Consider the following 20255-nt stretch of genomic DNA (forward strand, 5'->3'; position numbering starts at 1 on the left):
CGGACTCACTTATTTATACTCTCCAGTACCTACAGCAGCAAGGCTGCAACGGTAGCACCGGCAACCAGCGGCGGGCTGAACGCCGGAATATCCAGCAGCGCATTGGCCTCCAACAGGCCGGCCATCATGCCGTTGCTTTGCAGCAACAACGGTCTGGCTGCCAGCCGGCCATTGTCGAAGATACACTCCGCCCAGACAAACCGGCGCACCGGCCCCGTTTTCACCAGCTTCTGCTGTAATACAGCCGCTGCCCGGGGCCGCTCAATCTGCCTGACGCCGGCCATCCGGCGCACCAGCGGTCTGATCAGCAGCTCAAAGGAGACCCCCGCGGCCGCCGGATTTCCCGACAGGCCGATCAACAACCTGTCCCGCCAGCAGCCGGCCAGTACCGGCATGCCCGGTTTGATGGCTACCCGGCTAAACAGTGGTCTGACGCTCAGGCGTTCAAACAATGGCCTCATCAGATCATAATCGCCAACCGAAGCTCCGCCGGTGGTTAAATACAGATCAATATCAGCTGCTTGCTCAAGTCGTTGTTCAATATCATCTATATTATCGCGAACCTGCCCCAGCAGCACCGGTTCGCCGCCTGCTTCCAGCACTTTCGCCGCCAGCATGTAGCTGTTCGAATCGCGGATTTTACCCGGTTCCACCAACTGATTGACGGCAACTATTTCCGTTCCTGTTGCTAATATCGCCACCCTGGGCTTTTCATACACTCTGGGTTTATCCTGCCCAAACATGGCCAGGATACCTAGTGCGCCATCCCGCAAAGCACTGCCTGGCGTTAGAAGCACCGCTCCCTGTTTAAACTCTTCCCCCTGGCGGCAAATATTCCGGTCGGCCCCGGCCGCCGTGATAATGTTAATAAATCCATTCACCGTAACGGTATCCTCCAGTCTGATTACAGCATCAGCGCCGGCGGGAATTTTCGCCCCGGTCATAATTCTGACCGCAGTCCCCGCTCTAACCGCAGTCCTGGGCACCATACCGGCCGGCACATCATCTATAACTTCGAGACTAACCGGACAATCAGCTGTTGCGTGTTTAACGTCGGCAAACCGTACGGCATAACCGTCCAGCGGTGAACGGGCAAACGGCGGAAAATCAATATCGGCGGCAGTATTCTGCGCCAGTATCCGTCCGTAACACGCAGCTAACGGCAATTCAACCACAGGCATTTGACGTGAGTTTTCCTGCAAAAGGCTACAAGCCTGCTCCAATAAGATTGCCATAACATCACCTCCCCGCCCGACTACTGAACCAATGACCAGAAAATCGGCTATTCCCTGTATATCTTCCCGCGCAAAATGCCGTATTTCCGCATACCGGCAATAGACTTGCCCACACCTGCCGAATTGGGTTCCAACCTAACGGCGACCGTCACGATGCACTTCAATTTGTGTCTGATTTTCCTGTTCAAACCCTTATGCATTGCTTATACTCACACGATTCCGCAAAATCATCGACAATCCACCCTTTCGTTATCATTGCCAACCCAGACCAGAAATGGGTCTCCGCATTGCAGGTCACATCTTTTTGCCAATCCGGAACCCATGACAATAAATGTTCCTTTAAAAAGGAACATTGTATATTCATAATTTCCACCGTATTTTCACTATTTTCCTGAGCCACTGCACCCACCCGCGCCATAAACGCTAATTCCAGAGCAATATGATCGGCAGGTTCCGCCTGGTTGACCACCAGCCCTTCACGAAGATAAATTTTCCGTACTGCATCGTCAGGCTCGCCAAACAACAGCTTGTCCCTGGTCCGGTACACCGATTCCCATGGCGGCGCCAATACAGGGCCGGGGCCGACAAATAACCGCTGACAATCAGAGGCCAATAATTCCGTGTACTTATCGTTGTTTTTTTGTTCATTCATTTCTTGCATTATTTTACGGGCTCCATCCACAATCGCCGGCTGCCGTTGATATCCGCTCAATTCCCGCATAATTGCTGTATTCGATAAAATGTCCAGCCCCGCTTTCACCTCGCCCCGGTAACAAAGAGCCAACCAAGAATAGATGAATCTTCTTGCGCTTAACCACTGTTTAACATTGTCCATAAGCACTGCTCCTTATTTAAAACCGTATCACAATGGTCTTTTATCGACAGCGTTCTTTACCAAACTGTTTTTTGTAAATTGAACTTTGAGAAAAGGAACAGAAAGATAAATACCTGTCAGGGTAAGAATAATGATGCTGACCGCGACAAGCTCAACCAACCAGCGAAAAGTATTGTTATAAATGATCCCCTGATGCAACTGCTTGAGAAAAACGAGAGAACTTACGTCGCCGGATACCAGCTTGGCCTGTTCCGCCGCTGTTCGCGCCTCTTCTTCAGTTAAATTCTGATTCAGGCCGGCAGGACTTTTGACTTCTCCGGTCAAAAGCTGTGAATGTTGTGAGTGAGTTGCTTTTCCAGCTCCAATAAGTGCCGGCCGGGAAAGAATTAAACCGGTGAAGGCCTCTGTCAATAAAAACAGCGAAATGATTAAACCTAACCATAGATGCACTGTGCGCACTGTTTGCAAATATTTCACGTTTCCTCGCCTCTCTCTCTATTTTTTCAATATGACTTTCGCTCTGCAGCAACGCCGGCAAAGGCGCGTGCCTTTCTCGCCCAATTACCCTAACCCGAAATGGCATGCCGGTGAGGAGTAATCACCAATGCCGGCTGAGTAATCGTGGCATTGGGCAGGCCTTTGGTCTGATTGAGCGCTCCATATTTTTCCCTTAGTTCATCCAGCGTACCGTACCCCAGTGTCCGCACTGGGCAAGAAGATACGCAGACCGGCTCTTTTCCCTCTGCCAGCAGGTCCCGGCAAAAGTCGCATTTGCCAACTTTATTGGTGTCGGGATTAAACTGCGGCGCGCCATAAGGACAATATTTAATACAGGTCTGGCAGCCAATGCATCTCTCCTGATCAATGTGAACAATCCCGTCTGCCGCTCTTTTTTGCAATGCCGCAGTTGGGCAATGCTCCACGCATGCCGGGTTTACACAATGGTTGCAGCTAATCGACAGCCAGAAAGCATAGACCCTCCTGGGAATAACTGCAGCGCCCCTCTTTTCGTAAGTGCCGCCCTCCTGCTCACTGACCCGCCGGAACAATTGACCCACCGCCAGATTATTCTTGTCTTTGCAGGCAATCTGACAGGTTTTACAACCTACGCAATGTTTCTGTTCGAAATAAAAAGCCAGTTGTTTCGCCATATCGCATCACAAACCTTTCAAGCCCTTGTAATTTGCACTAAATTGGTATGGGTCGGATTGCCAAAGGCCAACGGTGTCGGGTGATATTTTGTCAAAGTATTAATACTTCCCCGCCGGTCCACGCCCTCAGCGTCCGGCATCCACCAGGCGCCCTGCGGTACCGATGCCACACCTGGCATAATCCGGGAAGTGACCTTAACCGGCAATACAATAATGCCTCTGTCATTATACACTTTTACCAGTTCGCCATCGTTCAGCCCACGCTCCGCTGCGTCCAGCGCATTCACCCATACTTCCTGCCTGCCGGCCTCCTCCATCCAGTCTACATTATCAAACACCGAATGCACCCGCCGTTTATAATGGTGACCGATGCATTGCAGCGGGTATGTTTCCCGCAGCGGATCTTCCGGTCCTTCCCAGGCCGGCACATACTTGGGCACAGCGGGAATTTCGCGGGGGTTTTTCATATCCCACAGGCGGGACGAAAAAATTTCAATTTTTCCTGAAGGTGTTGGAAACGGATTGTTTTGCGGATCTTCAATCTGTTTTTGGAAGGCAATTGCCGGCTCCTTATGCTCCCAGCGGTAAACCCCGTTCCTCGTAAACTCTTCGTAAGAGGGAAAGCCGGGATTCTTTTTCGCTGTTTCCTCCACCAGGTAACGCAGCCACTGCTCTAAAGTCCGTCCTTCGGTAAATTTCTCCTTAAGTCCCAGTCTGCCGGCAAGATCACTAATCCAGTCATAACCGTTACGGCATTCAAACACAGTATCAACCGCTTTGTTCATATATAGAACGTAATCGCCCCAACCCCAGGGTGTAACAATATCATCACGTTCCATCATGTTATCCGCCGGTAAAAGAATATCGGCAAACTTAGCGCTGGGTGTCAGAAACTGTTCACTTACAACCAGAAATTCCACCAAATTCTCATCCGCCAGTATTTTGGCTGTGCCGTTATTATCAGCATGTTGCGTTACCAAACAATTGCCGCCTAAATTAAATATCAATTTTATATTGGAGTTTAATTGTCTTGCCCCTTTCACACTTAACTCAGAACCCATTCCCTTACCGCGCACAATTGCATCCGGCCAGCTGAATACTGAAATTTGTGCTTTATGAGGATTGGCCGCCGGAATGGATGCCACGAAGTTTCCCCGGGCCTGATAACCACTGCCTGACGCCCAGCCGCCTTTTACACCGACATTTCCAGTCATGGCTGCCAGAGCTATTCCACTGCGCACTACCTGTTCACCATAAGCATGCCGCTGTGGACCATAGCCCTCAATCAACGCCCCCGGCCGATTGGTGGCATATTCACGCGCCAGCTGGATAATGGTCTCCTGCGGTATGCCGGTGATGGCTTCCGCCCAGGCAGGCGTCTTGGGCGTATTGTCCTCGCTGTCACCTAGCACATAGCTTCTATAGGAATTTCCGGCCGGAATGCCGGGCGGCATATGGTCTTCATCAAAACCCAGGCAATATTGGTCTAAGAATTTCTGGTCATGAAGGTCCTCGGTAATCATGACATACGCCATAGCATCAAGCAAAGCACTGTCGGTTGTCGGCCGGATGGGAATCCACTGATCGGCTAAGCTGATTGCTGTATTGGAATAAATCGGATCAATTGTGATGATTTTCGCTCCGGCTGCCTTTGCCCTTTTTAAATAATAGGTTGTATTTGTGCCATGGATAGTTTCAGCCGGATTCCAGCCTAATAAAATAATTACTTTGGAGTTTAACCAATCCTCCCGGTTATTTCCCGTATTTGTCGTACCATAGGTGTAAGGTGTAGCCATGTGTGTGCAGGCGGTACTATAATTTCCGTAGTAGGACAAATATCCGCCCTGCAGCCCCAGCAGCCGCTCCATCCATACTCTTTCAGATACTCTTCCGGAGTTCCCCCACCCGTATTGTATATAGATGCCGTCCGGGCCATATTGCTGCCGAATCCGTTGGGTATGGCCGGCAATGGTATCCAGAGCTTCATCCCAGGTAATGCGCTCAAAATTTCCCTCCCCCCGTTTTCCAACCCGCTTCATCGGATATTTAAGACGATCGGGATGATACAGCCGCTCCCGGTAGGAACGGCAGCGCAAGCAACCGCGCAGTTGCGGCTTTTGCGGTGTATCGGGAATATCATCTTCCGTGGAAATCCGTACAATCCGGCCATCCCGGACATGAACCTGAATCAGGCACCGTCCCCCGCAATTATGACTACCGGAAGTACGCACAATTTTTTCATCTACCGCTGTTTCGCCGGAAAATGACGTTAAAGTAAATCCATCTTTCCAAAATAAATAACTGCCTGTTGCCAATCCGGCTGCTGCCACTCCTAAAGTCAGAAATTTCCGCCGGGTAACAGGACGTTTCCATAATACGTTTTGGTCTGACACAATCCTTCCTCCCGTATTTTAAAAATACACTTTAAAACCTTTTAGCTTTTTTCCGCTTCCCGGCCTGGCGGTTTGGCTTCTTCCCCTGCCGTCGCCCCACTGGTCGCCCGCCGGAACTCCTGTAGTCCCCTGCCAAGCGCCTTACCTAATTCAGGTAATTTCCCCGGCCCAAACACAACAAGGGCAATAATCAGAATAAGACCTAATTCCGGCATACTAAAGTTAAACACAGCATTTCTCCTTTCCTGGTATTACTTACACCGGCGGCGGCAATCCCCAACGGTGCATTGCCGCCAAAACAAAAACGCAGAAAACCGGAGACCAAAATAGTCTCCGGTTTTCTGCGGCCAACTTGTTTATTGTATATTATTATTTATAGCATAAATTAATGTATAATAAATGTCAATATTAAATTTGTCCTTTCGGTGAACAAATGAGTGGCGTAGCGAAAGCCGTTCTCAAATATTTATTACTTTAGGCCCACCTACTTTTCCGGGATTCTAAGAGTATCAGGAACACCGCTTTACTGCAGCGGCTTGGTGCTGTATTCGGTCATGAGCTCCTGCTCTTCCTCCACCGTTCGCGCCAGAGTGTACAGCACATCCGAAAGGCGGTTGACATATTTGAGCAGCAACGGATTGACCGGCTCCTGTTCGGCCAGTGCAATAATCAGGCGCTCGGCTCGCCGGCAAACGGTCCGGGCCATGTGCAAAGCACCGGAGGCCTTGCTGCTGCCGGGCACGATAAATTTGGCGGCGGGATTGAGGCGGGCGACATAGACGTCGATCCAGCTCTCAAAACGGGTAATGTGTTCTCCCGTCAGTTTGGAGGAAAACTCCCGGCCCGATGGATCAGCCAATTCAGCGGCCACCGCGAACAATTCTCGCTGGATAATGTGAAGCTGCTCTCTGATTTGAGCGTCTTCCACGAAGTTTTTGGCAAAACCCAAAGTAGAATTGAGTTCGTCAATGGTGCCGTAACTGTCTACTCGGGCACTGTGCTTGGGAACGCGGGTACCGTCCAGCAAACTAGTCTGGCCTTGGTCGCCGCCGCGGGTATAGATCATCATACGAAACACCTCTTTCTTATTATCTATAGCCATTATCTAAATTTATCATTAATTAATATCTATTATCAATAACTTCTCTCTTTATTTTATGATTCCTGCCGTTTTTCGAAACTATTTTAAAAATATTTTTTATTATTGCTAAGCGCTGCAATTCTTCTACACCGGTTCCTTATATTCGATGCGACAGAATTTTGCCGCCTTCACCAAGAAGATCGCCCATGAACACGCCGGAAAGCAAGTTAACGCTTCATTTTGGGAAGGATTTTCGCCAGGCAAAGGATATTAACCGTTAGCGCATTTCCGGCTTGCTTATAAATCGCGAGTCTGAATTTGCAGCGCCTTTTCAAACAAATCATCCGGGAAGCTCCAGAGCCGCCAGCATTCTTTTTGGACAATTAGACAATTAGTTAGACAATTAGGGACGTTCCTTTTTTGACACATTGTAACATGTTGACAAAAAAGGAACGTCCCCTATGTCCTCCGCCCCATCGTAATTTTGAACTTTTTCAAATGGAACTTGATGAAGGATGTAGATATACTTCTGTGGGACACCCTGAAAAGTCTCAGGAATATTTAATGGTTTTAGATGGTCAATTAACGCTAGATGTTAACAATGAAACCTTTATTCTGCATACAGATGATACCATTACTTTTACTGCTTCCGCCAAACATGTTTACTTGAACAGTGGCAAAGGCATCTTAAAAGCTGCCATAATAAATTTTTATCCTGTCTAGCAATGTTCCATAATATGATTGCTTTATTCCAAAAGCAATCCAGCATCCGTCTATATCCTCGATAATAAACTCTTTGTTATTATAATCATAACGCCAAGCATGGCAAACTCTGCTGCCAAAAAGGCACTGATATTGTCACTTGCATTCTTTTGGAAATTACTGTATAATTCAAATAATACAATATGAGATTGTCAGTTTAGTTGACCATTACAATATGGAGGCTAATATTTTTCCTTATTCCGTCCAGGAATAGCGTCAAATATTGGTTTTTTGTTTTTTCAGGCAACAAGCGATAGGTATATTTGCCGTCGCCCCAAAAATATATACTGGGAGGACAGATTATGAGTGAAGTAATAACCGCCCTGTTAGAACGCAGGAGCATCCGGAATTTTAAACCGGACCAAATCAAGGCCAGCGAGTTGGAGACCATCATTAAGGCCGGCCAATTTGCCCCAAGTGCCGCTAACCAGCAGTCCTGGCATTTTACTGTAGTCCAGAACTCGGACCTGTTAACCCGGATTAGTAAAGCGATCCGAAACATTTTTTTGCAATCTGGCAACCCCGCTTATGTGGAAAGAGCCAAAGCGGAAAACTTCAGCCCCTTTTATCATGCTCCTACTCTGATTATCGTTGCAGGCGATCAAAAATCAATCGCGCCCGAACCGGATGCCAGTCTTGCCTTAGGCAATATTCAACTGGCTGCCCATGCTTTGGGCGTAGGTTCGGTCTGGGTTCACTCCCTGCGCCAATTGTTCACCTCGGAAGAAGGCCAGGCCTTGAACCAGGAGCTAAAGATTCCCGAGGGCTATACCATTTTCGGCTCAGCCGCCCTCGGCTACAATGCCGGTGCTACACCGACCGCCCCGCCGCGCAAGGAAGGCACGGTAACCACTATAAAATAACAACAGAAGCATGGTCGTTCCCTCCGGGGACCCGACCATGCTTCTGTTGTTAGTGCGCGGTTGCTCTGAAAGCCGGCCAGACAACGAAGCGTCCAGAGTACCTTCATACTATTTCGATGAATGAAATTCTTTGGAACAAGCCAAATATGCTACTATCAGTTCATGTGGATTGGCAGGCACGGAGCTTAGTTGTGGTTGAAACAATGTGGCTATACCCGTCATGCTCTCATATACTCCTGGTGCCCACCATAATCCAGCAACTTTGCTTATCCGTTCAGACACAACGATTTTGCAGGAAACCACTGTAGTTCTAAATTAATTATTTAAGTAATCCGCACAGTGATTTAACGCTTCGTTGGTCGCTTTGTGAGAAAGGCGTTGCACCTTATAATCTCCAATAATTCCTATTTTAATTGAACTATTTATTTTTATCCTTCAATATTTAATTAAAATATTACTTAAATTTCGATTAGAGAAACAAAAAGGGAGGGCCGTAACCTACTTGAAATGGTTCTGACATTTCCCCTATATCGAAGAAAGCTGCTCCAAAGCACTTTCACAGGATAGCAGTAAGCGTGTATAGGGATGCTTGCTGCTATTCAGCGCCTCTCCACCCTGGCATATTTCACAAATGCAGCCATTATTCATTACGGCTATGCGATGGCAGAAAGAACGCAACACCCGGATGTCATGGGAAATCATCAGGATGCTGAATTTGAATTGGGCGTGAAGCGCCTGCAGCAGTTCAAGTATTTGGCGCTGAATGCTCATATCCAACGCCGAGACGGCTTCATCACAAATCAAAACATCCGGTTTTAAAATCAGGGCCCGGGCGATTGCAACCCGTTGGCACTGACCCGTACTTAACTGCGGCGGCCGTCTGTGCTGCATGTCGCCACTGATTCCGACTGCGTTCAAATAGTATTTTACCAAATCGTTTCTTTCACTGTGCGGAACGGTTTGCAAATATTGCAGCGGCTCGGAAACAAGCTGAACGGCCGTGTATCTTGGATTCAGGCTGGCTCTGGCATCCTGAAAAATCAACTGGATATGCCTGCAAATCTCTCGTCTTCTTTTCCCTGTAAGCGCACCGATGTTTACGTCTTTATAAAGTATTTTCCCCTTTTCCAGCCGCTCTAATCCGACAATACAGCGGGAAAGGGTTGTCTTGCCGCAGCCGCTTTGTCCTAAAATACCCAATATTTCTTGCGGGTGAAGCGAAAGATTGACTTGACTTAAAACCGGCTTGCTTGTCTGGAAGCTTTTTTCCAATTCCACGATTTTGAGGATTGGTTCATGGCTTGAAACAGCTTGTCCTCTTTCACAGGTAAAAGGGAAATTGCGGGCATTGATCAGCTTTTTCGTATATTCATCCTGAGGCTTGGAAAACAGTTCTGCCGGTGTGCTCTGTTCCACAATATTCCCTTCATTCAAGACAATGATCCGGTCGCTGACTGCATTTACGACAGCGATATCATGAGAAATAAACAGGATGGTCTGGTTAAAATCATGCTGGATTTTTTTCAGCAGGGCAAGAACCTCTCTTTGACTGACCGTGTCAAGGGCGGAGGTTGGTTCATCTGCCAGCAAAACAGCAGGGTTCAGGCATATTGCCATTGCAATGCAGATTCTTTGACACATCCCGCCGCTTAGCTGGAATGGGTACGAATTTAAGACCCGGCCGCTATCGGAAAAATTCAGCCTCTCCAGGGTGCGCTCCATGAGTACGGCCGCCTCTTCGCGGGCGGCAATCTGATGGTAGCATAGCGTTTCCTGGAACTGATCCTTGATTTTCATGACCGGATTGAGCGACTGTTTGGCATCCTGAAAAATTGTCGCCACTTTTTTGCCGCGTATTGGCTTCCAGTTAAAATTTTTATCTGCAAGCATGATTTCCGCTTCACCGCGAATGTTCATTTTTCCGTCAACGGTGGCGGAGGGCGGTAAAAGACCGGTAATGGCTTTGGCAACCGTTGATTTTCCCGAGCCGCTTTCGCCTAAAATGGACAGGATCTCGCCTTCCTTTAAATCAAAGGTTATTCCCTTGAGAATGTTGCTGATCCGGCGGTTCTGCCAATAGGAAACCTGCAAATCAGTTATGCCTAAAATCAAATGATCACTGTTTTTCACCATCAATCACCTATATCCTGAGAATTTCAAAAGGATCCAGCCAGTCCCGGAGGCCTTCCCCAATCAGGTTTAATGCCAATACCGTAAAAATGATAAAAATTGCCGGCCCCATCAGGATGTGAGGAGCCTCCAGAAACTGGGCCCGTCCATCGGCCAGCATACTGCCCCATTCGGGTGCTGGCGGTTGCGCGCCCAAACCTAAAAAGGAAAGCGCGGAGATTGACAAAACCAGGTTGCCCATTTCAAAGGTGGCTTGAATCAGCACCGGGGCAATCGCTTTGGGCAGCAACTCCCGCACTGCAATGGTATGTTTTTTTGCGCCAAGAACCCGGGCGGCTTCAACGGTAGTATCATTTTTTGCCTGAAGCACAATGCTCCTGGTCAGCCGCGCAAAGGGAACCCACCATACCGCTACAACCACCAGCAATAGATTGGTAAGGCTTATACCGAATAGCGCGGTGACAACCATGGCAAGAACGATAAACGGGAAGGCCATGAGCACATCAATGATACGGATAAAGACAATATCGATCAGTGTATCATGAAACATGCCCGTCAACAGGCCGATAAACAGGCCGATCGTCAAGGCCGCGGTCAAGGCCGCGGTAGTGGAAACCAAAGTCGTTTTTCCCCCATGCAGGGTTCTCGACAGCATATCGCGCCCAAAATGATCGGTTCCTAACAGATGTTCATAGCTTGGCGCTTCAAGGCGAATGGCGGCATTCTGTTCAACGGGGCTGTATAGACTGAAAAAGGAGGCGCCTGCGATCGAAATGATCATGCCGCAAAGAATAATCATTCCCAGAGTAAGACAAACCTGCCACCGCTTAAACCGGTGTTTTTCCAATTTCTGCGCCTCCTTTGCTGCCGATTTGAGGATCAAGCAGCGTATAAATCAAATCGACAATTAAATTGATCACCGCCACGATCGAAACCGTAATCACGGCATAGCCCTGAATAACAGGATAATCCTTACGCATGACACTGGTCATCGCATAATCGCCGATTCCGGGCCAGGCAAAAATACTCTCAATGACAACCGACCCGCCCATTAGGGTGGCAAAAGTAAGGGAGATCATCGTCGTAATTGGTATCAGCGCATTTCTCAAGGCGTACAAAACAACATGCCGCCGCGAAAGTCCCCGGGAAAGCGTCGCGGTGATATAGGTTTGACCAAATTCTGAAAGCATACTGGCGCGAACCATGCGGGTCAGCTGAGGCGCGCCAATCAGCCCCAAGGTGACGGCAGGCAGCCACAGCCTGTGCAATTCCGAACTGCTGCTGATTTCATAAAAATGAAAGTTTACGGCAAAAACCGAAAGCAAGGCCAGACCGATGACAAAGCCGGGCAGGGAGGCAAAAAACACGCAGACAAAGCGAATAACACTGTCTGCAAGCTTGCCGGCCCTAACTGCCGAAATAATGCCGAACACAATGCCCAAAACAATTTGAAGCAGCAGGGCCGTCACCGAAAGCATCAATGTTGCAGGCAGCCGCTCGCCTATTTCCACCGCGACGGGCCGTCCCGTATAGATCGATGTCCCCAGGTCGAGTCGCAGCAAACGCTTCATCCAATTGACGTATTGAACAAAAATATTCTGATTCAGCCCCAGTTCCTGGCGCAATTCTATTACGCGGGCTTCATAGGCGGGCGTATTTACCAGGGGCATGTCGCTAGGCTGTCCCAGAAACAGCGTTACCGGATCACCCGGAGCCAGGCGGATTAAAACAAAGATAAGAATCGTAGACAGAAACAGCGTAATCAAAACCGAGCCTGTCCAGCTGATCAGCTTATTTTTATACAAATTGCCTCCCCCCTGTTGCTGCAGGATCATTTGCCAAGCCTGCGCGTTACAGACAGCTAACAACAGGAACAACGCGAACATGGAGATGTCAGCACTGATTGTTATGATTCCGTAATTCTCAAGTCAGCGGTGACAACATTTTCGATCTGCCTAAAGTGGGGAGCAAAGCCCTGGAGCGAGCGGCTGATCGCAGTAACTCCCGGTCGGGGGAAGAGGTATATCGCCGGAGATTGCTCGGCCACATGCTTGGACAGCTGCAGGACGAGAGCGTGATGCTCTTCCTTGTTGGACGTCTTGCTCAGTTGCTCCAGCAAAGCAATTGTTTTTTCATCGTTAAAGCCGCCATAATTCCCGCTGGCGCCCGGAGCGTATTGCGCATTTAACAAGGCTGCAGCGTTGCCGAAAGTCGACCACGCTTCAATCGATGCGTCCCAATCTCCGGTATCCCGGGCAGTCATGATCTGGTTATAAGACCCATGAGCAACCTCCGCCTTGATCCCAAGCGCTGTCCACTGTGCCTGAATCGCCTCTCCCAGGAGCTTTTCCGTGCCCCATGTCATCAAGCGAACCGTCAACGGCTGCCCCTCCTTATAACGGAAACCGTCGCTTGCCGACAGCCACCCGGCCTCGTCCAGCAAGGCTCCGGCCTTTGCCAAATCGTATTTATCGTAATACAAATTCCTGGCGTCGGAATACTGCGGACTCGCCCCAATCCAGGTCGTGATGGGGGAACTGTGGCCCTCGGCCCCAAACAAAATCAGCTTATCGCGGTCCAGGCCCCAGCTTAAGGCTTGCCTTACACGCCTGTCTTGCAGTTGAGGCTGCCGGAGATTCAGATAAATGGTTTGGGCGCTGTCTGTCGGCTGAGAAACAAGCGATACGGTTTTATTATCTTCAAATTGCTTGATACTGGCCGTAGGAATATTCAGCATAATGTGATACCGGCCGCTTAGTGCGGCTAACGTTCTCGCCTGGTCGTCAGTGATCTGCTCATACACAACCCGGGGGATGACCGGTTTTGTCCCCCAGTAGTTTTCATTGATTGTCAAAACCATCTTCTGATTGGGAATATACTCCTGGATGCGATACATACCGGTAAAGTCTGTAGCTTCGGCGGATTTATAGCTTTTCTCGGCATTGTGTATAATCAGCTGAAAATTAGACAGATTCAGGGGAACCGTCATATTGGCTATAGCGGTGGCTATGCCGACGGTATCAGCGTCCACCTTGCTGATATTCATTCCGTTTAAATAGGACTGCGCCTTGGTATCCAGCTTTCTTGAACGCTCCAGTGAAGCAACCACGGCATCGGCATCCACATCTTTCCCGCTCCAGAATTTCACGCCGTCCCTCAGTTTGATTTTCCAATGGGTCGCATCAATCTGTTCGACACCTGTCGCCAGCCAGGGCTGAACAACACCGTTTGCATCAACCTTGAACAACATTTCGCCCGCACCGATTTTGACCAGATAGTTGGAATCCGTAGATCCTGTGGGATCCAGGCTTAGCGCCACGGACCGGTCGCCGACGATCAGTTGCTGCGGGTTAGCGGCTGTGCCGGCCTCATTGGAACCGCAGCCGGAGATCAGAACAATCAGCCAAATGGACATGAGTACGAATAGTTTTTGCATGGATACACTCCTCTTTCAGTTCTTTTGCAGTTGCGAAGCTACGAGCTTTCTATAACAACCGTCTTTGCTGATCAGTTCTTCATGCGTGCCTGTTTGGACCACCTGTCCGTTTTCAAAAACAATCAGCTTGTCCGCTATCGCGATCGTCGACAAGCGATGCGCCACCATAACAATCGTCCGTTTTTGGGCCAAGGCGCGGAGGGTATGCTGAATTTCCATTTCGCTTTTCGTATCCAGATTGGATACGGCTTCATCGAAAATTAAAATAGGGGCGTTTGTCAATATTGCCCGGGCAATCGCGATTCGCTGGCGTTGTCCGCCCGAGAGCTGGGCGCCGCGCTCGCCGGCGATCGTATTGTAGCCATCCTCAAAGTCACAAATAAAAGTATGGGCCTGGGCCTGCTTGGCCGCCTCAATGACCTGGCCGTCGGCAGCAGCGGGATTGCCAAGCCTGATGTTTTCCATAATTGAAACATTGAACATATAAACGTCCTGCAAAACAGCGCTGATTACAGAGTGGACTGTATGCAGCGACAGCGCCCGCAGATCATGACCGCCGATCCGGATGCTGCCCTCACTCACATCCCACAGGCGCATCAAAAGATTGGTGCAGGTTGTTTTGCCGGCGCCGGATTCCCCGACAAAGGCTATCAGTTCTCCTGCCCTGATCTGAAACGAAACATCGGAAACGGCATTTTGGCCGGCATTTTTATACCGGAAGGAAACATGATCGAAATCAATATACGGTTTTATCGCCGCCACAGGGATATCCCGGCCGGTATCCTTGACCAGGGGCTGGGCGTGTAGAATATCGGAAACTCTTGTCGCCGACGCAAAAATAATCCCAAAGGACCGCGCCTTGTCACACAAGGCCAACACCGGATTAAAGGCCAGCCAGATGGTCGTACCCACAACGGCAAACCATTCCAGCGACAGCTTGCCATGGAGCACCAGCAGGATCGCCGTGATATTGATCGCAATCGCTGCAACTCCGGCCGCAGTCAGCAGCAGTCCGCCTTCTTTGCCCTGCCTTTTGGTGTAATCCACCTGGGAATCGGTCAACTGCTCCATAAACGCATCGTTTTTTTGCTTATAACGCTCCTTGTAGTTAAGGGCCAATATTTCCTTAACCCCGTTTAATCCTTCCAGGGTCACGGAATTGGCGTCGCCAAGTTTATAACGGTTGAGCAGTCCTTGCTTATCCGCGGTACCTTTCAATAAAAAGGGGATCGTAAAAATCACGGCCATACTGATGATCATCACCAGCGACAGCAGCGGATGCAGCCAGGCCAGGAAACCCAGGATGCCCAGAACAATGGCCAAAGTAGCGACGATCGAGCCGACGGTATGACCGAAAAACCACTCCAGTATTTCCACATCATTCATCAAAGTTACCGAAAGCTGTCCCGATTTGCTGTTCAACAAAATGTCAGGACAAATTTTTTCAAATGCCGAATACAGCTTTACCCGGTAGTCAACAAGGATATGAAAGGCCACGTCATGGGACAGCAGGCTTTCCAGATACCGGAATACGGCAAAACCCAAAATACTGAACGCTAACAGGATGAATAGCTTGTTGCTGCTCTCGTCCAAGGTTCCCTGCAGCGCCAGCGCCACCATATAAGCGCTGATTCCGGCAGAGAGCAGCGTAAACGCTTCAGACGCAATCCCGGAACCGATATTGCCTGCGGTTTTCAGCCGATAGCCTTTTAATGTACCGGCCAATTCGGCCAATAGCTCCATCCGGTTCATCTTTTTTGCCGGCATATCATTCTTCCTCCATAATGGCTTGCGCTTCAAGCAATTGCTTATAGGCGCCATTTTTTGCAATCAGCTCGTCATGGGAGCCATATTCTTTTAATACGCCCTGATCGAAGACAAAAATACGCTCAACATTGCGGATTGTCGATAAGCGGTGGGCCACGATCAAGCTTGTATACCGTTGGGCAAGTTTGCCGATTGTTGACTGGATCATGTGTTCATTGGCGGCATCCACACTGGATGTTGCCTCGTCCAGGATTAACACCGGCGCATTTTTCAATATGGCTCTGGCAATGGCGATTCTTTGCTTTTCGCCGCCCGACAAAGTAGCCCCCCTTTCACCGACAAGCGTCTGATAACCATTTTTCATCCTGATAATAAAAGGATGGGCATTGGCCATTTTGGCGGCGTCTATGATCTCTTCTTCCCGGGCATGTTCAGCCGCCATCCCGATATTTTCCGCGACAGTGCCGTAAAACAAATAGGTGTCCTGAAAGACAATCGCGATCTTGCTCCGCAGGTATTCGAGCGAATAATCACGCAGATCGGTTCCGTTGATCGTGATGCTGCCTTCCTCCACATCATAGAAGCGCAGCAGCAGATTGGTAATGGTGGATTTGCCGCCGCCGGACTTGCCCACGATGGCTACCGATTGCCCCGGCTCAATGGTAAAGGATACGTTCTTTAGGGCATATTCCGTTCTGGCAGGGTACCGAAATGAAACATTTTTAAAGGCGATGCGGGGAAACCCCTCGTCCATCCCGCCGGTTTGGGCCTGGGGGGCATCGACAATCGTTACCGGTTCATCCAGTATCTCAAATATTTCATGCGCTACGGATAATCCCATATAACTGGCATGCCACGCCTGATCCAAATCGCTGATCGGGCGCATGCATTCAATGACTAAAAACAAAATAACCAGAAGCTCCGGCCGGTTAAGAATGCCGGCGGCCATATCGAAGGTGGCGACACCAACGGTCAGATATTTGCCGACGGCCAGCATCAGAAAAATCGTCGCCGAAGAGATCAGCGAAAAAAAGGTCCAGTGCAGCTGCCTTTTCCGGAAGCATTCGGCGCTCAGGTATAACTCATGGCCTTTCCTGTCGACGGCATTCAGCGCTTTTAAGGTATTCATGCCTTGCATGGCATCGATGTATTGGGCATTGAGTACGGCATACCCCTGCCAATATTCCAGGGCCGCTTTTTTTATAAACGGCATCAGCAGCAGGGGCGTGACGACCGCGATCACCACAGCAATCATCAAAATGACGCCGACCTTCCAGTCGAAGGAAAAGATATAGCCGCCGATACACAACGACGAAATCACGACCACAACCGCCTGTGGCAAATAATTGACCAGATAGGGTTCCGCATACTCTACCCCGTCGGTCACAAGCGACTGCAGCCGGCCGGAGCGCTTGAGCGACTGGTATTTAGGCCCCAGATCGATCAATTTATTGACCAGTTGACTGCGCAATACAGCCTTTGCCCTGCCGGCAATTTTCTTGGTGTATACTTCCTGCTTACCGGTTAAAACTGCCCTGATAAGAATGCAAACCGTCGCTATGGCATAATAAAAAAATATCGTGCTTGGGGCCGCGCCGGAGAATACTCCCGCAGTGCCATAGGCCAGCATAAAGGCCTGTAAAATACTGAAGGCAACAATCATAAGAAGAAGGAGGATTTTTAAGGACAACTCCTTTTTAATAGAGAGAGCAAAGCCTGCGAGACGAAAATACGGACTATTCATAAAATCTTCCTTTGCTGCAATAGCGGTCATTTCCATTGCCCAAGCCGTTTACAGCAAACAGCTCGCTCGGGAACGCCGGTTTGCACTTTGCTGCTAAAACTGAGAGAACCTTGTTCACCAAAAACCTCCGCAATATTATTCTGGTTCAACTGAAATGGGTAAAATCCGCTCCAGCCTTGTGAAGCTCTATAAGCCGGAAACCTCCAACGCACGTTTTCTCTGCCTGAGTATTTCAGAGTTTACGCGTTTTGTTGTTTCCGGGACCGCCAGGCTTTGATTTAAATCCGGGACGTAATTAGAATAGTCAGCCGGGCATGTACTCCACGGCTGCAGGCCCCGGGCGATCTTACGAATATCCGCTACGCCCGTGTCTGTGGAAAAGCCTTGTTCCATCATCCATTCATCATTGAACAGGGTCGAAATATACCGCTCGCCGCCATCGGAAACCATGCAGACAATTTTGTCCTGAGCTGGAAGCGTTTGCGCCACTTTCAGAGCGACTAATGCGCAAGCGCCGCTTGACGGCCCCATCAGGATGCCCTCGTTTTTGGCAAATGCCCGGGCTGTTTGAAAGGCCTGCTCATCTGTTACTTTATAAGCACAATCAATGTAGTCCATAACCAGATTATTCGGTGTCCACCCCAGTCCGATACCAGGGATCCGATAGGAATGGGCATCGCCGCCAAAAATCACCGAGCCCTCGGCATCGACACCGATTACCTGCACATCAGGTTTATGGGCTTTCAAATACATTGAAATCCCGCCCAATTGTCCGCCCGTACTGACCGGCGCTATAAACGCCGAAATTTTATCCGAACAATCCCGCAAAATTTCGCAAGCGGTGCTGTGATAGTGGGCTTCACCGTTCAGCAGACAAAAGCATTGGTCGGGACGAAAGGCGTTATCAATCTCTTCCGCCATTTTGTTGGCCAATGAGATGCGGGTTTTATGATAACTCCCGCAATCATCCTGTTCGGTTACAACGATCACCTCGGCGCCGAAACTTTTTAACAGCGTCAAATTGGCGCTTGTTGTTTTGGGATCAACCAGAATGATCACATGATAGCCTTTGGCTGCGCCGATCATGGCCAGGGAAATGCCAAAGTTGCCGCTTGACGATTCAATAATCGTACCGCCAGGCTTTAACAAGCCCCTTTTCTCAGCCTCCTCAATGATATAAATTGCCGGTCTGTCTTTGATGCTGCCGCCAGGGTTGTTGCGCTCATACTTGAAAAAAATCTGCCCTTCATCCGGCTGATTGCTGTTCGGTATGGTAATCATAGGCGTATTGCCGATTGCGCCTAATATATTACTGATCATCTCGCCCCTTCTTTCTTCGCAAAGTCGTGTTTGCTGAAACATATTTAATCAGTCGCTTTGTAACAATAGACCCGGGATGCGGCCGCGTTAAACTGCGTAAACGGGAAAGGCTCAGCAATCAGATTTGTCACGCCGCGATTTACAAACCGGGCTACCACGGCGCTGCCTGTCTGCGCATAGACCGTCAAGGGGATTTTCCTCGCCCTTACTACGGCCAGTATTCGGTCAAAAGTCCCATTGCTCAGCGTCATTGCGGTACAAATAACGCTGTCCGCCCGGTCGAGAACTTTCTCCATATCCTTTTCAACGACTTCACCCCACTGCGTTTTCTCTAACTGTAAATCGCAGGGCAGGCAGATCCCGCCGCGGAGTTTAATTGCTTGAACCAGGGGATTGACCACTCCAATCAAAGCGACCTGCTGGTTTTCTTTTATGCCGGCCATTTCCGCGATGAGAGCATCCCGCGCTTCAGCCCTTTGAACCGGCGTTCCCGCAGGCAGTTCAATCATCCTGGTGCAGTAATCCTTATGGGGATATATGGCGCCCAGATACGCATCCATCGCCGCAATTTGCACAGGTAGCCGCTCATCTTTCAGCACCGTATGCAGCGGAAGTCCGGAAAGCTCTGCTGCAGCCTGCATGTCCAATTGCTGAGGAATATGGGCGCATGCGCCAAAATAGGAGCCCACCCTGACCAGGAGATAGTAATTGTGATATTTGGTTTCAGAGGCAGGGAATTGTGTGGTCTGATAAATATAGGATGCTCCCGTGGCCCACAGTGTGTCCGGGTGAGCACCTAACCTGCCGGCCAGAATCCCCTTGTATAGTGTTGTTACCTGTAAATTGTTATTTGCATCCGGTTGTGTTGGTTCACTATAATTGATGAGTGTCACAATAAACTCCCCTATGCAGGCAAACTTAGCTTGCCTGTCTATTTTTCTTCAGGAAACCGCAAAAATGCCTGATCATTGAAATTGCTTATGCTACAAAACAAGCCCTCCTTTCGACAGCATAAAGGAGGGCTTGTTTATCATGAAAGCTTTCGTTAAATAAACAAATCCGGCAGGCAGCCGGACAGAAAGATCATGTGATATAATCCCCTCCCCATCGCTCGTGGGTAAAATGGCGACTGTTAGATCAGGCAGTTCTCCTGGCTCCGGATCTTCGCTAATCCGAACCTTCCCAGGCATTCAGCCCAGTGGTATTATCTCGGATTTGCTCCCCATTACAGTGGCGGGACCGCGCCGGTTTTGCACCGGTCTTCCCTATTAAGCCCTTAAGGGCACCTGTCTCCAAAATATTTTGTTTTCACTGTTCTTACAAACTTTTACTTAAATGGTAACATGATGAAAAATTCCTGTCAAGAATTTATTTAAAAGCAGGATTGTCGTCAAAAAAACCGGAAACACCGGACTTTGTGTAAGCACCATAACGCCAACAGGTGTCCCGATACTGCACATTTCGGCCACTATGTGGATAACGCTTTTGCCAGCCAGAAAAGTCAGGAGCCGGCGCCGGGCTATGCAAAATGGGCAAGT

Annotated in this window: 17 protein-coding genes and 1 riboswitch; of the genes, 2 read left to right on the plus strand and 15 right to left on the minus strand. The window is 49.3% G+C overall.

All coding sequences use genetic code 11. The features are described from left to right. Positions 1–29: 29 nt before the first annotated feature. The 7 genes from BLR06_RS04920 to BLR06_RS04950 all read right to left on the minus strand — a co-directional run bounded on the left by BLR06_RS04920 (position 30) and on the right by BLR06_RS04950 (position 6716). Positions 30–1235, minus strand: coding sequence for a molybdopterin molybdotransferase MoeA (locus BLR06_RS04920; RefSeq protein ID WP_092069057.1), 1206 nt, complete (start codon positions 1233–1235; stop codon positions 30–32). 184 nt (positions 1236–1419) lie between these two features. After that, positions 1420–2070, minus strand: coding sequence for a TorD/DmsD family molecular chaperone (locus tag BLR06_RS04925; RefSeq protein WP_092069060.1), 651 nt, complete (start codon positions 2068–2070; stop codon positions 1420–1422). A 27-nt stretch (positions 2071–2097) separates the two neighbouring features. Next, positions 2098–2547 (minus strand): PepSY-associated TM helix domain-containing protein, encoded by a 450-nt coding sequence (locus BLR06_RS04930; RefSeq protein ID WP_092069063.1) that lies wholly within the window; start codon positions 2545–2547, stop codon positions 2098–2100. A gap of 89 nt (positions 2548–2636) precedes the next feature. After that, positions 2637–3221 (minus strand): DMSO/selenate family reductase complex B subunit, encoded by a 585-nt coding sequence (locus BLR06_RS04935; RefSeq protein WP_092069066.1) that lies wholly within the window; start codon positions 3219–3221, stop codon positions 2637–2639. A 17-nt stretch (positions 3222–3238) separates the two neighbouring features. Next, on the minus strand, positions 3239–5614 hold the full coding sequence (locus tag BLR06_RS04940) for a DMSO/selenate family reductase complex A subunit (protein WP_092069069.1): 2376 nt from the start codon (positions 5612–5614) through the stop codon (positions 3239–3241). Positions 5615–5655: 41 nt separating this feature from the next. Continuing rightward, positions 5656–5844, minus strand: coding sequence for a twin-arginine translocase TatA/TatE family subunit (tatA, locus tag BLR06_RS04945; protein ID WP_092069072.1), 189 nt, complete (start codon positions 5842–5844; stop codon positions 5656–5658). A 293-nt stretch (positions 5845–6137) separates the two neighbouring features. Further along, a complete protein-coding gene (locus BLR06_RS04950) occupies positions 6138–6716 on the minus strand; it encodes a cob(I)yrinic acid a,c-diamide adenosyltransferase (protein ID WP_217636832.1) in 579 nt (192 codons plus the stop codon). Positions 6717–7193: 477 nt separating this feature from the next. Between BLR06_RS04950 and BLR06_RS04955 the strand changes: the two genes are divergently transcribed. After that, positions 7194–7418 (plus strand): cupin domain-containing protein, encoded by a 225-nt coding sequence (locus BLR06_RS04955; protein WP_245698022.1) that lies wholly within the window; start codon positions 7194–7196, stop codon positions 7416–7418. Between the two features lie 341 nt (positions 7419–7759). Beyond that, positions 7760–8320: a nitroreductase family protein gene (locus BLR06_RS04960; RefSeq protein WP_092069081.1), complete on the plus strand. Its 561-nt coding sequence runs from the start codon at positions 7760–7762 to the stop codon at positions 8318–8320. 525 nt (positions 8321–8845) lie between these two features. On the opposite strand, the gene BLR06_RS04965 is transcribed toward BLR06_RS04960, so the two are convergent. The 8 genes from BLR06_RS04965 to BLR06_RS05000 form a co-directional block, all read right to left on the minus strand. Beyond that, a complete protein-coding gene (locus tag BLR06_RS04965) occupies positions 8846–10453 on the minus strand; it encodes an ABC transporter ATP-binding protein (protein ID WP_092069084.1) in 1608 nt (535 codons plus the stop codon). A 7-nt stretch (positions 10454–10460) separates the two neighbouring features. Then, on the minus strand, positions 10461–11297 hold the full coding sequence (locus BLR06_RS04970; RefSeq protein WP_217636834.1) for an ABC transporter permease: 837 nt from the start codon (positions 11295–11297) through the stop codon (positions 10461–10463). Further along, complete coding sequence (locus BLR06_RS04975; protein ID WP_092069904.1) at positions 11278–12255, minus strand: ABC transporter permease; 978 nt, start codon at positions 12253–12255, stop codon at positions 11278–11280. Before BLR06_RS04975 ends, BLR06_RS04970 begins: the two co-directional genes overlap by 20 nt. A 101-nt stretch (positions 12256–12356) precedes the next feature. After that, entirely contained in the window at positions 12357–13886 is a 1530-nt protein-coding gene (locus BLR06_RS04980; protein WP_092069087.1) for an ABC transporter substrate-binding protein, read from the minus strand. A 15-nt stretch (positions 13887–13901) separates the two neighbouring features. After that, on the minus strand, positions 13902–15653 hold the full coding sequence (locus BLR06_RS04985) for an ABC transporter ATP-binding protein (protein ID WP_173812604.1): 1752 nt from the start codon (positions 15651–15653) through the stop codon (positions 13902–13904). A gap of 1 nt (position 15654) precedes the next feature. Continuing rightward, a complete protein-coding gene (locus BLR06_RS04990) occupies positions 15655–17397 on the minus strand; it encodes an ABC transporter ATP-binding protein (protein ID WP_173812607.1) in 1743 nt (580 codons plus the stop codon). Positions 17398–17583: 186 nt separating this feature from the next. Continuing rightward, complete coding sequence (locus BLR06_RS04995) at positions 17584–18717, minus strand: PLP-dependent cysteine synthase family protein (RefSeq protein WP_092069096.1); 1134 nt, start codon at positions 18715–18717, stop codon at positions 17584–17586. Positions 18718–18761: 44 nt separating this feature from the next. Then, on the minus strand, positions 18762–19610 hold the full coding sequence (locus BLR06_RS05000) for a Rossmann-like domain-containing protein (protein ID WP_217636835.1): 849 nt from the start codon (positions 19608–19610) through the stop codon (positions 18762–18764). 230 nt (positions 19611–19840) lie between these two features. Next, positions 19841–20022: riboswitch (cobalamin riboswitch) on the minus strand. Between the last annotated feature and the right edge of the window lie 233 nt (positions 20023–20255).

This window comes from Dendrosporobacter quercicolus (assembly GCF_900104455.1).
In the GTDB taxonomy this organism is placed as follows: domain Bacteria; phylum Bacillota; class Negativicutes; order DSM-1736; family Dendrosporobacteraceae; genus Dendrosporobacter; species Dendrosporobacter quercicolus.

Bases quoted from the DNA above. Each gene is read 5' to 3' on its own strand.
- BLR06_RS04980 (WP_092069087.1), bottom strand. From the start codon at position 13,886: ATGCAAAAACTATTCGTACTCATGTCCATTTGGCTGATTGTTCTGATC.
- BLR06_RS04985 (WP_173812604.1), bottom strand. From the start codon at position 15,653: ATGCCGGCAAAAAAGATGAACCGGATGGAGCTATTGGCCGAATTGGCC.
- BLR06_RS04960 (WP_092069081.1), top strand. From the start codon at position 7,760: ATGAGTGAAGTAATAACCGCCCTGTTAGAACGCAGGAGCATCCGGAAT.
- BLR06_RS04995 (WP_092069096.1), bottom strand. From the start codon at position 18,717: ATGATCAGTAATATATTAGGCGCAATCGGCAATACGCCTATGATTACC.
- BLR06_RS04920 (WP_092069057.1), bottom strand. From the start codon at position 1,235: ATGGCAATCTTATTGGAGCAGGCTTGTAGCCTTTTGCAGGAAAACTCA.
- BLR06_RS04935 (WP_092069066.1), bottom strand. From the start codon at position 3,221: ATGGCGAAACAACTGGCTTTTTATTTCGAACAGAAACATTGCGTAGGT.
- BLR06_RS04955 (WP_245698022.1), top strand. From the start codon at position 7,194: ATGGAACTTGATGAAGGATGTAGATATACTTCTGTGGGACACCCTGAA.
- BLR06_RS04965 (WP_092069084.1), bottom strand. From the start codon at position 10,453: ATGGTGAAAAACAGTGATCATTTGATTTTAGGCATAACTGATTTGCAG.
- BLR06_RS04925 (WP_092069060.1), bottom strand. From the start codon at position 2,070: ATGGACAATGTTAAACAGTGGTTAAGCGCAAGAAGATTCATCTATTCT.
- BLR06_RS04990 (WP_173812607.1), bottom strand. From the start codon at position 17,397: ATGAATAGTCCGTATTTTCGTCTCGCAGGCTTTGCTCTCTCTATTAAA.
- BLR06_RS04950 (WP_217636832.1), bottom strand. From the start codon at position 6,716: ATGGCTATAGATAATAAGAAAGAGGTGTTTCGTATGATGATCTATACC.